Origin of the sequence: Shewanella sp. Arc9-LZ, from assembly GCF_010092445.1 — a bacterium.
In the GTDB taxonomy this organism is placed as follows: domain Bacteria; phylum Pseudomonadota; class Gammaproteobacteria; order Enterobacterales; family Shewanellaceae; genus Shewanella.
Genome location: NZ_CP048031.1, coordinates 1 through 16,754, shown reverse-complemented (window position 1 = coordinate 16,754; position 16,754 = coordinate 1). Strand labels below are relative to the sequence as shown.

The window sequence follows — 16,754 nt, the reverse complement described above, 5'->3', positions numbered from 1 at the left end:
GGGAAAGGAATTAAATCATGAAACAAGCTGTTATCGTAGACTGCATTCGTACCCCAATGGGCCGTTCTAAGGCAGGGGTATTTAGAAATGTACGTGCAGAAACATTGTCTGCAGAATTAATGAAAGCACTGATGTTGCGCAATCCACAATTAGACCCTAACGACATTGAAGATGTGATTTGGGGTTGTGTGCAGCAAACACTAGAGCAAGGTTTTAACATTGCCCGTAATGCATCATTGTTAGCTGGCATTCCTAAATCGGCAGGCGCAGTAACGGTAAACCGTTTATGTGGTTCGTCAATGGACGCCCTTCATCAAGCTGCTCGTGCCATCATGACTGGTCAAGGCGACACCTTTATTATTGGTGGTGTTGAGCACATGGGTCACGTACCAATGAACCACGGGGTTGATTTTCACCCTGGCTTGGCAAACCGCGTAGCTAAAGCATCTGGCATGATGGGCTTAACCGCTGAAATGTTAGGTAAAATGCACGGTATTACTCGCGAACAACAAGATGCATTTGCGGTACGTTCTCATCAACGTGCACATGCAGCAACTATCGAAGGTCGTTTTGCCAAAGAGATTTGGGGCATTGAAGGCCACGATGTAAATGGCGCACTGATCAAAGTGATGACTGACGAAGTTATCCGTCCAGAAACAACACTAGAGTCACTTGCCGGTTTACGTCCAGCATTCGACCCAGTTAACGGTACTGTGACTGCCGGTACATCATCTGCATTATCAGACGGTGCTTCTGCAATGTTGGTGATGGAAGAATCTAAAGCTCGCGCTTTAGGTTTAACCATCCGCGCACGTATTCGTTCAATGGCCGTTGCCGGTTGTGATCCTGCAATTATGGGTTATGGTCCAGTACCAGCAACCAAAAAAGCATTAGCACGCGCTGGCTTATCTGTTGCCGATTTAGACCTTATCGAATTAAACGAAGCGTTCGCGGCACAGTCATTACCTTGTGTTAAAGATCTTGGCTTACAAGATGTTGTCGATGAAAAGATTAACCTTAACGGTGGTGCAATTGCATTGGGTCACCCACTAGGTTGTTCTGGCGCACGTATCTCGACAACACTGATCAACTTAATGGAAGAAAAAGATGCAACGCTTGGTCTTGCCACTATGTGTATCGGTTTAGGCCAAGGTATCGCAACTGTATTCGAACGCGTTTAATCGTTCTCATACCAAGCTGATACTTTTCAGTTGTATCAAGTGAGTTGTAAAAACGAGCCAAATTGGCTCGTTTTTTTTATTTTTTAATTTTCCTACTTTGGCTAATGTTCCACGTGAAACATGTTTTATGAAAATTAAAAAATAATAAAAAAACTCAATATAACTTTAAAACCAAGCAAACTTGGCAAGCTTAAATGACAAGAGTAACATTAGCGCTAATTCGATAGGTAAACATAGACAGCATTTCATGAACGATATTTATACCCAAGCACAACACCAACTCGATGCTCTTGGTCTTCGATGCCCAGAACCTGTAATGATGATTCGAAAAACAGTACGCAAAATGGCAGAAGGTGAAACCTTATTAGTCATTGCAGATGATCCTGCCACCACTCGTGATATTCCAAGTTTTTGTGAATTTATGGATCACACGTTAATTGCCAGTGATATCAGCAAGACTCCTTACCACTATTTACTCAAAAAAGGACTGTAATGAATGACCATCACATTGGAAGCTATCGCGTATAAAACAGCAAAACGCGGCATAATGAAGTCAGCCTTTTGTGCTAATGTGACCTTAGAGCGAGGCGTCGAAAACGATATTTTTGGCAGACCAGGAAAACGTCAAGTAACCGTCATGTCGAAACAGCAGTGGCACACAGCCTGCCAAAAAATTAATGCCGATTTAGACTGGTTAACTCGAAGAGCTAATTTATTGATCAGCGGCTATGAATTTAGCGCAGCAGATGTCGGTAAAACGATCACCATAGGTACTGAGCTTAAACTACAAATCACAGGTGAAACCGATCCATGTAAAAAAATGCAGCAAGCTTACTCAGGTCTAGAACAAGCACTAACGCCCGACTGGCGTGGCGGAGTCACCTGCCGCGTGATGCAAACTGGATTAATACAACTAGATGACTCAGTAAAAATAGATTAGTAAAACCGATAAATCATTTTCGTTTAAGCCTTTCATAATAAAATCTAACGCTATAGCACTCATTGTCTATTAATCGATAACAGACATATGTGTTAACGTCTGTCATTAATTGATACAGATTTGTTGTACACCTTATCGGTAATTTATGCGATAAAGGAACTATTCAAACCGACAAACGCAGTAAAGCCAAATACTCTTTAGGTCATCTAATCATGCAAAATGAAATTTCCTAAACGGGTATTGGGCTTGATTAAATCCACTGAAAATAAAAACGACAACGGATAATCTACTCTATGTTGACTCAAAAACTCACTCCACTTTACACCGCAATGGCACTTACTCTAGGTATATCTAGCTTTGCCTATGCCGAAGATGACAAAGTAAAATGGCACGTAAATGCTCCAGAAAATGCGCCATTAAGTAAAATTGATATCAATGTAACCGAAGGCACATGGATGAACGTCAATGTATCGCCAGATGGTGAACACATTGTATTTGATTTATTAGGTGATATTTATCAAATACCGATAGCAGGAGGCGAAGCCAAACCACTGGCACAAGGTATCGCTTGGCAAATGCAGCCAGTATATAGCCCTGACGGTAAGTATATCGCTTTCACCTCTGATGAAGATGGTGGCGACAATATCTGGATAATGAATGCCGATGGTACCAATCCACACGCTATCACTACTGAAACATTTCGTTTACTCAACAGCCCAGCCTGGAGTCCTGATTCACAATACCTAGTAGCACGTAAACATTTTACCGGCACCCGCAGCCTTGGAGCGGGTGAAGTGTGGATGTTTCACGTTGCTGGTGGCGAAGGCGTTAAACTAACAGAGCGCCCTAACGAACAAAAAGATTTGGGTGAACCGGCCTACTCGCCAGATGGACGCTATATCTACTTTAGCCAAGATGCGACCCCAGGCAAGACCTTTCATTACTCAAAAGATTCGGTCAAAGGTATTTATAAAATTAAGCGCTATGATACCCAAACGGGAGATATTGAAGTATTAATTGAAGGAACTGGTGGTGCTATCCGCCCAACACCAAGCCCTGATGGCAAAACGCTTGCTTACATCAAACGCGATGGATTCCAATCGACACTATATTCACTGGATTTAAAGTCTGGTGAAGAAACTAAGCTGTATGACAAACTCGATCGTGATATGCAAGAAACATGGGCAATTCATGGCGTGTATCCAACAATGTCTTGGACCAAAGACAATAAGCACATCGTATTTTGGGCTAAAGGTAAAATTAATAAACTTGATGTCGACAGTAAAAAAATATCTGACATTCCATTCAGTGTTAAATCTCAAAGAGATATTCAGCCATCTGTCCGCTTTACTCAAAACTTAGATCAAGATGAATTTGATGTAAAAATGCTGCGTATGGCACAAGTGTCACCGGACGGCGAAAAAGTGGTATTTGAAGCCTTAGGTAAAATTTGGATTCGTGATATTAAAGACGGAAAACATAAACGATTAACCCGTTTAGATGATGACATCAATGAGCTATTCCCACAGTGGTCACGTGACGGTAAAGACATCGTGTTCACTACATGGAATGATCAACAGCAAGGCACCGTCAGTGTTGTTAGCGCCAGAGGTGGTAAAGCCAAAGTGTTAACCAACGAGCCTGGTAAATATGTCGAGCCAACTTTTTCGCCTGATGGCGAATATATTGTTTATCGAAAAGCTCGCGGTGGATACATGACACCACGAACTTGGTCACAAGAACCGGGTTTATATAAAGTCGATATCAAAGGAAAGCAAAGCACTAAACTAACTGCCAGTGGCCATCAACCACAATTTGGTAACGACTCAGATCGTGTTTACTTTATGGATTCTGGGGAGACCCCAGAGTTTGCATCAATCGGTATGAACGGTTTTGAAAAACGAACCCATTACACCAGCGACCACGCTACCGAGTTTCGTTTATCACCAAACGGTGAGCACCTAGCTTTTGCAGAGCGCTTTAGAGTGTACGTCACTCCTTTTGCGAAACACGGCGAAACCATTGCTATTGGACCTAAAGCAAGCAACTTACCCATTACCCAACTAAGTGCTCGTGCAGGCGAAAGCATTAGCTGGAACGGTAAAAATAACCAACTGTATTGGACATTGGGCCCTGATTTATACCAAGCCGATGTCGACACTCAATATACAAAATCTGAAACCAAGGTCGATCCTAAAATAACCTCTATTGGCTTTAAAGATAAGGCCGATGTTCCACGTGGAACAGTTGTGTTTACTGGCGGTAAAGTGATCACTATGGAGAATGATCAGGTTATTGATAATGGCGTTGTTATTGTTAAAGACAATAAAATTGTCAGCGTTGGTGATGCCAATACGATTATTCCTAAAAATGCTCAAGTCATCGATATTAGCGGTAAAACCATTATGCCTGGCATATTTGATGCCCATGCACATGGCGGCCAAGCGGATGATGAAATTATTCCACAACAAAACTGGGCCTTATATTCTGGGCTGTCGCTTGGGGTAACGGCTATTCACGACCCATCGAATGACACTACCGAAATTTTTGCTGCTTCTGAACAACAAAAAGCAGGCAATATTGTTGGCCCTCGTATTTTCTCAACCGGGACTATATTATACGGAGCCAACTTACCAGGCTATACCTCGCATGTAGATTCACTTGATGACGCAAAGTTCCACTTAGAGCGTCTTAAAAAAGTCGGTGCATTTAGTGTTAAGAGTTACAACCAACCACGCCGGGATCAACGCCAGCAAATTATTGCTGCTGCACGAGAGCTCGAAATGATGGTAGTACCTGAAGGTGGCAGTTTGCTGCAACACAATTTATCGATGATAGCGGATGGCCACACCACGGTAGAACATTCGTTGCCAGCAGCGTCTATATACAATGACATCAAACAATTCTGGAGCCAAACCGAAGTACACTACACACCGACCTTAGTTGTCGCTTATGGTGGTATTTCTGGCGAGCATTACTGGTATGACAAAACTGACGTTTGGGCTCACCCTCGTCTAAGCATGTATGTTCCGCATGATATTCTTGATGCCCGTTCAATGCGCCGCACTACCGCGCCAGATGAACATTACAACCACTTTAATGTTGCCCGCGTAGCCAATGAGTTAAACAACATCGGCGTTAAACCTAATATTGGTGCTCATGGTCAACGAGAAGGATTAGCTGCACATTGGGAAATGTGGATGTTTGCTCAAGGCGGCATGAGTAATATGGAAGTATTAAAAACCGCGACAATCAATCCGGCGACAACCTTTGGTATGGACCATCAACTAGGTTCTATTAAAGTGGGTAAATTGGCTGACTTAATAGTGATTGATGGCGATCCATTAGCCGATATCAGAACGACGGATAAAGTCACTTACACTATGGTTAATGGTAAGCTGTTTAATTCAGAAACCATGAATCAACTCAATGGTGATAAACATAAACGTAAGCCTTTTTTCTTTGAAAAAATCTAACGATTAAATTAATCCAATAAAAAGGGTGTTCCATGTGGAACACCCTTTTTTTATATAAATATCAAAATCAATACTGGCCGTAACAATGACAGTCAGTCGTGTGGTCATTCACCATGCCTACCGCTTGCATAAAGGCATAACAAATTGTTGGGCCAACAAAGTTAAAACCAAGTTTTTTTAACGCTTTAGACATCGCTTCAGATTCTGGTGTTTGTGCAGGAACTTGGCTTGATGAACTGAAGTTGTTTTCTCTCGGTTCACCGCCGATAAAACTCCATAAAAACTTAGAGAAATCATCACCCTGCTCCACAAATGTTAAATAAGCTTTAGCATTTCTGATGATCGAGTTTATTTTAAGACGATTACGAACAATACCTGGTTCAAGCATTAACGCTTCCACTTTAGCTTGATCGTACTGAGCAATAATACTCGGCTCAAAATTAGCAAACAGTTGTTGGTAGTTTTGTTGCTTTTTAAGAATCGTAATCCAAGATAATCCAGCTTGTTGACCATCAAGACAAAGCTTAGCAAAAAGCTGTTTGGCATCAAACTCAGGACGTCCCCATACTGTATCATGGTAATGCTGATATAAAGGGTCTTCACTTACCCAGCCACATCGGTTAACTTGCATGGTATGGTTCCATTAACGTTTTTAGTAGTACGTTAAAAAATAACCTACATCTGCCTTGCTCTACAAGGTATAATCATTAACATTTTCTATTAATAGCCTGACAGTAGTAGACATGACGACGAAACACGACGTAAAGACATTTCAGGGTTTCATCCTAACCCTTCAGGAATATTGGGCGCAGCAAGGTTGCGCAATTGTTCAACCTCTAGATATGGAAGTTGGCGCTGGTACTTTCCACCCTCAGACGTTCTTACGTTCATTAGGCCCGGAGCCAATGAGCAGTGCATACGTGCAACCGTCTCGCCGTCCTACTGATGGACGTTATGGTGAAAACCCAAACCGCCTGCAACATTACTACCAATTTCAAGTAGTCCTAAAGCCATCTCCAGATAATATTCAAGAGCTATATTTGGGCTCACTTGAAGCACTTGGCATCGACACCAAAGTACATGACATTCGCTTTGTTGAAGATAACTGGGAGTCACCAACATTAGGTGCTTGGGGTTTAGGCTGGGAAATTTGGCTTAATGGTATGGAAGTCACTCAGTTCACCTACTTCCAACAAGTTGGCGGAATTGAATGTAGCCCTGTTACAGGTGAAATCACTTACGGGCTTGAGCGTTTAGCCATGTACATTCAAGAAGTGGATAGCGTATACGATCTTGTTTGGACTGACGGACCACTTGGTCGTGTCACTTATGGTGACATTTTCCATCAGAACGAAGTAGAACAGTCTACCTATAACTTCGAACATGCCGATGTCGATTTTATGTTCACCCTATTCGATCAATGTGAAAAGATGTGCATGCACTTATTATCACTAGAAAAGCCATTACCACTACCTGCTTACGAGCAAGTAATGAAAGCATCACACGCTTTTAACTTACTTGATGCTCGCCATGCTATATCAGTCACTGAACGTCAGCGTTATATCCTTCGCGTTCGTACTATGGCAAAAGGTGTTGCAGAATCTTATTATCAAGCACGTGAAGCTCTTGGCTTCCCTATGTGTAAGTAGAGGTAACGAATGAATTTTGAAAACTTACTCATTGAAGTGGGTACCGAAGAATTACCACCAAAAGCGCTGCGCACGTTAGCTGAATCATTTTTAACGAGCTTTACAGATGAATTAACTAAAGCTGATTTACCTTTTGAGTCTGCAGTTTGGTATGCCGCCCCTCGCCGTTTAGCGATTAATGTGTTGGGTCTTGCATTAGCACAAGCTGATAAAGTCGTTGAAAAACGCGGCCCCGCAATTAGCTCGGCATTTGATGCCGACGGTAACCCAACTAAAGCAGCACAAGGCTGGGCTCGTGGTAACGGTATTACGGTTGAGCAAGCAGAGCGATTAGTCACCGATAAAGGTGAATGGTTAGTCCATCAAGCTAAAGTGGTTGGCGTTGAAACTAAAAGCTTAATAGCTGACATGGCACAACGCGCACTAGATAAATTACCGATCCCTAAACCAATGCGTTGGGGTAACAACAAAACTCAGTTTATTCGCCCGGTTCACACGGTGACTATGCTATTAGGTAGCGAATTAGTTGCAGGTGAATTGCTTGGTATTAAATCTGACCGCATTATTCGTGGCCACCGCTTTATGGGTAAAGCCAGCTTTGAGTTAGATCATGCCGACAATTATTTAGCCGCGCTAAAAGAGCAAGGTAAAGTCCTAGCAGATTATGAATTACGTAAATCGCTAATCAAAGCTGATGCTGAAGCAGCTGCAGCAAAATTAGGTGGTATTGCCGATATTCAAGATGGACTACTTGAAGAAGTGGCTTCACTGGTTGAATGGCCAATAGTGTTAACAGCTAGCTTTGAAGAAAAGTTTTTAAATGTGCCTTCAGAAGCCTTAGTTTACACCATGAAAGGTGATCAAAAATACTTCCCAGTATTTGATAAAGCCGGCAAATTATTGCCTAACTTTATCTTTGTTACTAATATCGAATCTAAAGATCCGCAGCAGATTATTTCAGGCAACGAAAAAGTGGTTCGCCCACGTCTTGCTGATGCGGAGTTTTTCTTTAACACCGATAAAAAGCAAACATTAGCATCTCGTATTGCCAGCTTAGAAACCGTGGTGTTTCAAAAACAATTAGGCACATTGAAAGCGCGTGTTGAACGTATTTCGGAACTTGCAGGTTTCATTGCGACGCAAATGAACAACAACGGTGTTGAAACCAACAATGTAGATGCTAGTCGCGCCGGTTTATTGTCTAAAGCAGACCTTATGAGCAACATGGTCATGGAATTTACTGATACTCAAGGCACTATGGGCATGCACTACGCCCGCTTAGATGGCGAAACAGAAGCTGTTGCTATCGCACTTGAAGAGCAGTACAAACCTAAATTCTCGGGTGATACAGTACCAACAGCCAGCGTTTCATGTGCGGTTGCTTTAGCTGAAAAGTTAGATACGCTTGTGGGTATTTTTGGCATTGGCCAAGCACCAAAAGGTGCCGCCGACCCATTTGCACTTCGCCGTGCAGCCATTGGTATTTTGCGCGTTATCGTAGAAAACAAACTGCCACTGGACTTAGTTGAGTTAATTGCTAAAGCACAAGCTTTACATGCGACTAATATCACTAACACTAATACTAGTGAAGATGTACTTGAGTTTCTTCTCGCACGTTTCCGCGCTTGGTACCAAGATAAAGGCATTCAAGTTGACGTTATTTTAGCTGTACTAGCTCGTCGTCCAACCAAACCTGCTGATTTTGACAGTCGTGTTAAAGCTGTATCGCATTTCCGTAGCTTAGAAGCTTCTACAGCGCTAGCAGCGGCAAATAAGCGTGTTTCTAATATACTGGCTAAAGTTGAAGGCGAATTACCCGCAACCATCAATTCAGCTCTATTAACAGAACCAGCAGAAAAAGCGCTAGCTGATAAGCTTGTACAATTACAACCACAGTTAGCCCCACTGTTTGCTGATGGCGATTACCAACAAGCATTAACGCTATTGGCTGACTTACGCGAAAACGTCGATCAGTTCTTTGAAGATGTGATGGTAATGGCAGATGATGAAGCATTGAAAAATAACCGTTTAGCGTTATTAACCAATCTTCGTGAGCAGTTCTTGCACGTTGCAGACATTTCGTTGCTGCAATAATGTAAATTAGCTGTAGTTGAGATAAAAGCGCCGCAAGGCGCTTTTTTTATGGATTACTTCTTATGACTTACTTTTTATGGCTTAAGAGTATCAGCCACAACGTGGGGCTATAAAAGGTTAAGGCAGACACCTTACCCGCATTGATATCAATTTAAAACTGGATAAGCTTTTGATGCAAAACGATAAAATCTTCTTCACTACACTCAACCTGAGCTAACAACACGGCTAGTGCTGGTTGAGGCAATTTGTCGACTTGCTGCAGCATTGAACACTCACTAATAATATTGGCTTTCCAAATAAGCAGTGTCATGCCATCAGTAGGTTTAATATTGGTATTGGCCAATAACGTTAACGGTGTTTCAAAGTGCAGTGGTAATTGCCAACAGCGCGCTAACAGTGCACTTAAGGTCAACGATTTTGTGGTCATCACCTGCTTAAATAGTATTGAATTAGGCTGCTCTCCAGGTTCTGCTTGATAAAAAGCATCCACCAGCATTTTAAAAATCGCAATTTTACCTACATCATGCAGTAAGCCGACTAAAAAAGCGCTGTCTCGTTGCTCGGGGCTCGCTAACTCGCTGGCCAAAAAAGCAACTTGCATAGAATGACGCCAGATTACAGCCCCAAAGCGTCTAAAATAAATAGGCTTTATATCAATTAACTCACGGGCTAAGCTCGCGGTAATAAATTGCCTTAATTGTTGTCGCCCCACTTGTACTAGCGCTTGTTGAATACTGCTAACATCATTCTCAGCTCGTTTAAAAGCAGGCGAATTACATAACTTAAGTACTTCAACACACAACAGAGGGTCTTGTTCAATAAGTTGTATTAGTTCTTGGGTTTCAATACTGTCGTCGGCTAGTTTTTTATCTAGCTCGAGTATTTTGCTGGGCAGCTTTAATACATTTTCCGCAATCGACTGAGGTGAGCTTAATGCCAGTTCAATATTGTGCATCACGCTTCGCTCTAAATTATTCGCTATTCCTGTTGTTGTAGTTTGTTGGTTTGCAAATAATAAACTGTAAAATAAAGCCGACAGATCTAACTGTGATTCAACAGCTTGATGTTGCGTAACCTCTATTGCAGGTACTGGTGCTTTGGATTTGGTTTGCTGACGTTTCTCTGCAGTGCTAATGCCAGTGAATTTGGCCTGTTCATTGCGGTCTCGAACATTAAACAATTTTTTAAAGAAACCAATAACCACTGTAAATAGCCTTATTAAATGTTAAGTAAATACTATTATAACCATAGCACTAAAAACAAAAATGGGTGCCAAAGGCACCCATTTATACACTAAAATTTTGTTATACGTCTAAGTTGGCCACATTAAGCGCGTTAGTTTCAATAAACTCACGACGCGGCTCAACTTGGTCACCCATCAAACATGTAAATAGCTGATCAGCAGCAACCGCATCTTCAATAGTAACGCGTAACATACGACGTGATTCTGGATCCATTGTAGTTTCCCACAATTGTTCAGGGTTCATTTCACCCAATCCTTTATAACGTTGAATATATAGGCCGCGTTTAGCTTCACTAATAGTCCAATCTAATGCTTCTAAGAAGCTTTCAACTTCTTTAACACGTTCGCCACGTTGTACATAACCACCCTCTTCAATCATCCCCTCTAATGCAGCACCTAGCTTAGCGATACGCTGATAATCAGATGATGTGAAGAAGTCATAACCAAATAGATAGTTAGTATCAATACCGTGCTTGCGGATTGTCACGCTAGGAGTGTAAACCTTGCGCTCAGGGTCAAGCATTACATTAGCTGTAAAAATAATACCGCTACTTTCACGTTCTACTAGATCTGCAATGAAGCCATTACACCATGCCGTCATTTGCGCTTCGTCACTTAACACTGCAGTAGTCACTTCTGGGTGATACAACATACGGTCAAGTAGGTTGGTTGGGTAGCGTTTTTCTAAGCGCTTAATAATGCGCTCAACTTCACGATACTGCGCCACTAAACGCTCTAATGGCTCACCAGACATACCAAAAGCACCTGGGCTTGGATAAATATTGGTGCCATCGAGTGCTTGAGTGGTTAAATACTCAGTTAATGCTGGCTCATCTTTCAAATACTGTTCTTGCTTACCTTTTTTCACTTTGAAAAGTGGTGGTTGAGCAATATAAATATAGCCACGTTGGATCAATTCAGGCATTTGACGGAAGAAGAAGGTCAACAGCAAAGTACGAATGTGTGAGCCGTCGACGTCAGCATCGGTCATGATGATGATGTTGTGATAACGAGTCTTATCTGGATTATATTCATCGCGGCCAATGCCACAACCTAATGCAGTAATCAGCGTTGCCACTTCTTGTGAAGATAACATCTTGTCAAAACGCGCTTTTTCTACGTTTAAGATCTTACCCTTTAGCGGAAGAATTGCTTGGTTTTTACGATTACGTCCCTGCTTGGCTGATCCGCCAGCAGAGTCCCCTTCCACTATGTATATTTCAGAAAGACCAGGATCTTTCTCTTGGCAGTCAGCTAACTTACCTGGCAAACCACCTAAATCTAGTGCGCCTTTACGACGAGTCATTTCACGGGCTTTACGCGCCGCTTCACGAGCACGTGCTGCATCAACAATTTTACCCACAATTAATTTAGCATCTGCTGGGTTTTCTAATAGATAATCGTTTAACTGCTCACCCATTGTTTGTTCAACAGCGCTTTTCACTTCACTAGACACAAGTTTGTCTTTAGTTTGCGAGCTAAACTTTGGATCAGGTACTTTTACTGAAATAACCGCAGTTAAGCCTTCGCGCGCGTCGTCACCTGTCGCGTTAGTTTTGCCTTTTTTGTTAAAACCTTCACGTTCCATGTAGTTGTTCAAGTTACGTGTTAAAGCACCACGGAAACCGGCTAAGTGAGTACCACCATCACGCTGAGGAATATTATTAGTAAAACAGAAAATATTCTCTTGATAACCATCGTTCCACTGCATCGCAACTTCAACGGTGATACCATCTTCGCGCTCATGAGAAAAATGGAAAACATCTTTGTTAATCGGCGTTTTATTACGGTTTAAGTAATCAACAAAAGCACTAATACCGCCTTCATACTTAAAGAACTCATCTTTACCGTCGCGCTCGTCAACTAAACGAATGCCGACACCTGAGTTTAAGAATGATAGTTCACGTACGCGTTTGGCTAAAATTTCAAAATGAAATTCAACATTGGTAAACGTGTCACCACTTGGCCAAAAGCGGAGTTCGGTACCGGTTTTAACCGCATCACCAATTTCTTTGATAGGCGCATCGGGTACACCATGAGTATAAAACTGCTCATAGACTTTACCTGCTCTACGAATGGTTAACTGTAGTTTTTTCGATAACGCATTAACGACCGAAACACCCACACCGTGCAGACCACCAGAGACTTTATAAGAGTTATCATCAAACTTACCGCCAGCATGAAGTACGGTCATAATAACTTCAGCGGCAGAGATACCCTCTTCTTCATGTATCGAAACAGGAATACCACGACCATCGTCTTTTACTGAGACTGAACCATCTGAATGAATGCTAATGGTGATATCACTACAATGGCCTGCTAAAGCTTCATCGATAGAGTTATCGACCACTTCGAATACCATGTGATGAAGACCTGTGCCATCATCAGTATCACCAATGTACATACCAGGTCTCTTACGGACTGCATCAAGGCCTTTTAATACCTTGATACTCGAAGAATCGTAACTATTCTCTGACATATTTATCTCTCGTTGTTATTCAATAACCGTTACCAACCCTTGTTCCACATGAAACATCCTGTTTGGAGGGCTAGATAACGAATCGACTATTGCTTGCGGTTCGATCGCAGTGACAAAAATTTGTGCACCGGTTTCGGTTAACTGCTGTAGCAATAGCTGCCTATGCTGTGCATCCAACTCCGACGGTAAATCGTCGACTAAATAAATACTATTTTTATCTAGTTGTTGTTTGAGCAACTTTCCCTGTGCAATACGCAGTGCACAGACTAATAATTTTAATTGTCCACGGGACAACGCATCCTGCGCCGGTAAATTACCCACGCGCAAACGTAAATCTGCTTTGTGGGGGCCGCTGCCCGTATTTCCAGCGGCTAAATCTCTTGAGTATTGGTTTTCAAGTAATTGGGCAAAATCCGTTTTACTATCCCATCCTCGAGTAAAAGAAACCTTAATATCAATCTGAGGTAAAAACACTCCGATTATACCCTTTAGTAGCACATTTAACGAGTCTACATATTGATTTCGTATATCGGTAACCTGTTCAGCATACCGCACCAACTCCTTATCCCAAAACTGTATTTGGTTATAGGGAGAGTGATTTCTAAGCAATTGGTTTCGTTGCTTTAATACCTTTCTAGTATTCACCCAAGCTTGATAAAAATGTGGGTCAGAATGAAATGCACCCCAATCAATAAATTGACGGCGGGCTTTAGGTCCCTCGAACAACAAAGAAAAACTTTCGGGAGTAATAACTTGAATGGGTAACGTTTCGGCCAGGGTTGATAAACGCTTTACTTTCTCGCCATCAATTTTTACTTCGATCTCACCGCTTCGATGACGACGTAAGCCAATTTTACAATCTCTGTCAGCATCAATTAAATGCGCAAACAAAGTCAGTTTATCGTCATCATGGTTGATCACACGTTGGGATAAATGGCTTCTAAACGAACGGCCCATACCCAAAAAATAAATAGCTTCGAGAATACTGGTTTTGCCACTGCCATTTTGACCGTAAATCAAATTTAAGCCATCACCCGGTTGTAATGATGCTGAGGTAATATTACGAAATGAACCTATGGTAATACGCGATAAACTCATGAAGACCTATTGTGATAACCCAATAAAACGGTAGAAACAAAGAAGGTGCTTTGCAGCACCTTTCATATAGCAATAACACAATAACGCATTACAGACGCATTGGCATCACGACATACATAGAATCTTCTTCTTTGTGGTTCTCAATCAAGGCACTTGAATTGCCATCAATTAAAGTAATTCGTACTTCATCACTGGCTAAGTTATTTAACACATCAAGTAGATAACTGACGTTAAAACCAATTTCTAGCTTATCAGAGTCATATTCAACATCAATGATCTCTTCAGCTTCTTCTTGTTCAGGATTATTGGCAGTTATTTTCAATAAGCCAGATTCAAGCTGAATACGTACTCCACGGAATTTCTCATTCGAAAGAATAGACGCACGAGTTAACGCTTGTTTTAATTGGTTACGACTGGCGATAACCACCTTATTGCCACCCTTAGGTAACACTCGGCGGTAATCAGGGAAACGGCCATCGACAAGCTTACTGGTAAATACCGCGGAACTGGTAATCGCTCTAATGGCATTATCACCAATGGCAATGGTAATGTCCTGGTCGTCACTGTCGAGCAAGCGCGCCATTTCAACCACCCCTTTACGAGGCACAATCACTTGTTTTTCGGGTAATGAAACATCAAGCGTACGATGACTTAAGGCTAAACGGTGTCCGTCGGTGGCAATAGCACGTAATACATTACCTTCAGTTTCAAATAACAAACCATTGAGGTAGTAACGTACATCTTGGTTAGCCATTGAAAACTGAGTTGAATCAATAATCGACTTCAACACGCCTTGCTTTAAGCTAAATTCGATATCCGCTTGGAATTCTTCAACGTTGGGATAATCTTCGGCGGGTAATGTTGCCAATGAAAAACGGCTGCGACCTGAACGCAATAACCATTTATTATCTTGTTGCTCGACCTTTAATTCGCTCTGCTCTGGTAATGACTTAACAATATCCAGTAACTTTTTAGCCGGAACCGTCGTACGACCGATATCAATGTCACCATGAATAGCCGCTTGGCCCACCAACTCAACCTCTAAATCAGTGCCTGTTAGCTTAAGTGATGACTCACTAACTTCAACTAATAAGTTGGCTAAAATAGGTAAGTTGTGTCTGCGTTCTACCGCGCCGCACACTAGCTGCAACGGCTTTAATAGGGCGTCCCTATCAATTGAAAATTTCATCGTGTCAACATTCCCTGAATTAAGAAGACAAAGTTCTAATCAAGTTAGCATAATCTTCTTTAATATCATGACTTTCTTCGCGCAATTGGGCGATTTTACGACAAGCATGTAATACTGTCGTATGGTCACGACCACCAAAAGCATCACCAATTTCCGGTAAACTTTGGTTAGTAAGTTCTTTAGATAGCGCCATCGCCACTTGTCTAGGCCTTGCCACACTGCGAGAACGGCGTTTAGACAGCATATCTGCCATTTTTATTTTGTAGTATTCAGCAACAGTCTTCTGAATATTATCTATAGTGACTAATTTTTCTTGTAGTGCCAAGAGATCTCTTAATGCTTCACGCACAAAGTCGATAGTGATTGGGCGGCCAGTAAAGTTAGCATTAGCAATCACGCGGTTTAGTGCACCTTCTAATTCACGTACGTTTGAACGTAAACGCTTGGCAATAAAGAATGCCACTTCATCAGGTAGATTTATTCCGCTCTCTTGTGCTTTACGCATTAAAATCGCTACGCGGGTTTCTAATTCAGGTGGCTCAATAGCAACCGTTAAGCCCCAACCAAAGCGAGATTTTAAGCGATCCTCTACCCCGTCGATCTCTTTCGGATAACGGTCTGAGGTTAAAATAATTTGATGATTACCTTCTAACAATGCATTAAAGGTATGAAAAAACTCTTCTTGTGAACGATCTTTATTGGCAAAAAATTGAATGTCATCAATAAATAACGCATCAACACTACGGTAATAACGCTTAAATTCTTCGATCGCGTTATTTTGCAGCGCTTTAACCATGTCCTGAACAAAACGCTCAGAATGCATATACACCACTTTGGCATTGGGATTATTTTTAATAATGCCATTACCTACAGCGTGTAAAAGGTGAGTTTTACCTAAACCAGTGCCGCCATATAAAAATAACGGATTATAAGCACCACCAGGATTTTCAGAAACTTGCAATGCAGCAGCTTTACCTAACTGGTTTGATTTACCTTCAACGAAGTTATCAAATTGGTAAGTAGGATTAATATTGCTGCGATGATTAGGGTTAATAATCGGTTCAGCCTGGGTATTAAAGGACGTGGTTCCTACCTGGGCTTTAGTTTGGCGATTAACAGGCTTAGCCGCTACAGGAGCTGGCGCAACCGGACGAGCTGAAGGACGGCTACCAATATCAAAACGTAACTTAGGTGCATTACTGCCCATTTGTTCAGTAAAAAATTGATTAATGATATTGATGTATTTATCGCGTACCCAATCCAGCACAAAACGATTTGGCGCATACAAAACCAAAGTATCACCATCCATTTCAGCCTGTAACGGACGGATCCACATACTGAACTGCTGTGCTGATAACTCGTCTTGCAGTCTGCCGATACATTGTTGCCAAAGTGAAACCGCCAC

12 protein-coding genes are annotated in these 16,754 nt (G+C 41.9%); 6 read left to right on the top strand and 6 right to left on the bottom strand.

Annotated elements, in window-relative coordinates; genetic code table 11:
* Window positions 1-17 precede the first annotated feature (17 nt).
* The 4 genes from fadA to GUY17_RS00045 all read left to right on the top strand — a co-directional run bounded on the left by fadA (window position 18) and on the right by GUY17_RS00045 (window position 5,597).
* Window positions 18-1,181, top strand: coding sequence for an acetyl-CoA C-acyltransferase FadA (gene fadA / locus GUY17_RS00060; protein WP_101087370.1), 1,164 nt, complete (start codon window positions 18-20; stop codon window positions 1,179-1,181).
* Window positions 1,182-1,428: 247 nt separating this feature from the next.
* Complete coding sequence (tusA, locus tag GUY17_RS00055) at window positions 1,429-1,674, top strand: sulfurtransferase TusA (protein ID WP_011635503.1); 246 nt, start codon at window positions 1,429-1,431, stop codon at window positions 1,672-1,674.
* Window positions 1,675-1,677: 3 nt separating this feature from the next.
* Window positions 1,678-2,121: an MOSC domain-containing protein gene (locus GUY17_RS00050; protein WP_162021959.1), complete on the top strand. Its 444-nt coding sequence runs from the start codon at window positions 1,678-1,680 to the stop codon at window positions 2,119-2,121.
* Between the two features lie 293 nt (window positions 2,122-2,414).
* Window positions 2,415-5,597 (top strand): amidohydrolase family protein, encoded by a 3,183-nt coding sequence (locus GUY17_RS00045; protein WP_162021958.1) that lies wholly within the window; start codon window positions 2,415-2,417, stop codon window positions 5,595-5,597.
* 67 nt (window positions 5,598-5,664) lie between these two features.
* On the opposite strand, the gene GUY17_RS00040 is transcribed toward GUY17_RS00045, so the two are convergent.
* Window positions 5,665-6,228 carry a DNA-3-methyladenine glycosylase I gene (locus GUY17_RS00040; protein WP_162021957.1) on the bottom strand — a complete coding sequence of 188 codons (564 nt, stop codon included), beginning with the start codon at window positions 6,226-6,228 and terminating at the stop codon, window positions 5,665-5,667.
* Between the two features lie 112 nt (window positions 6,229-6,340).
* On the opposite strand from GUY17_RS00040, the gene glyQ reads away from it, so the two are divergent.
* Window positions 6,341-7,246: a glycine--tRNA ligase subunit alpha gene (glyQ, locus tag GUY17_RS00035; protein WP_011635499.1), complete on the top strand. Its 906-nt coding sequence runs from the start codon at window positions 6,341-6,343 to the stop codon at window positions 7,244-7,246.
* A gap of 9 nt (window positions 7,247-7,255) precedes the next feature.
* Complete coding sequence (gene glyS / locus GUY17_RS00030) at window positions 7,256-9,340, top strand: glycine--tRNA ligase subunit beta (RefSeq protein WP_162021956.1); 2,085 nt, start codon at window positions 7,256-7,258, stop codon at window positions 9,338-9,340.
* Window positions 9,341-9,491: 151 nt separating this feature from the next.
* Here glyS and GUY17_RS00025 read toward each other — a convergent pair whose 3' ends face one another.
* The 5 genes from GUY17_RS00025 to dnaA all read right to left on the bottom strand — a co-directional run bounded on the left by GUY17_RS00025 (window position 9,492) and on the right by dnaA (window position 16,754).
* Complete coding sequence (locus tag GUY17_RS00025; RefSeq protein WP_162021955.1) at window positions 9,492-10,544, bottom strand: HDOD domain-containing protein; 1,053 nt, start codon at window positions 10,542-10,544, stop codon at window positions 9,492-9,494.
* Window positions 10,545-10,644: 100 nt separating this feature from the next.
* Entirely contained in the window at window positions 10,645-13,062 is a 2,418-nt protein-coding gene (gyrB, locus tag GUY17_RS00020; protein WP_101087365.1) for a DNA topoisomerase (ATP-hydrolyzing) subunit B, read from the bottom strand.
* A gap of 15 nt (window positions 13,063-13,077) precedes the next feature.
* On the bottom strand, window positions 13,078-14,160 hold the full coding sequence (gene recF / locus GUY17_RS00015; RefSeq protein WP_162021954.1) for a DNA replication/repair protein RecF: 1,083 nt from the start codon (window positions 14,158-14,160) through the stop codon (window positions 13,078-13,080).
* Between the two features lie 88 nt (window positions 14,161-14,248).
* Window positions 14,249-15,349 (bottom strand): DNA polymerase III subunit beta, encoded by a 1,101-nt coding sequence (dnaN, locus tag GUY17_RS00010; RefSeq protein WP_101087363.1) that lies wholly within the window; start codon window positions 15,347-15,349, stop codon window positions 14,249-14,251.
* 19 nt (window positions 15,350-15,368) lie between these two features.
* Window positions 15,369-16,754: a chromosomal replication initiator protein DnaA gene (gene dnaA / locus GUY17_RS00005; protein ID WP_011635493.1), complete on the bottom strand. Its 1,386-nt coding sequence runs from the start codon at window positions 16,752-16,754 to the stop codon at window positions 15,369-15,371.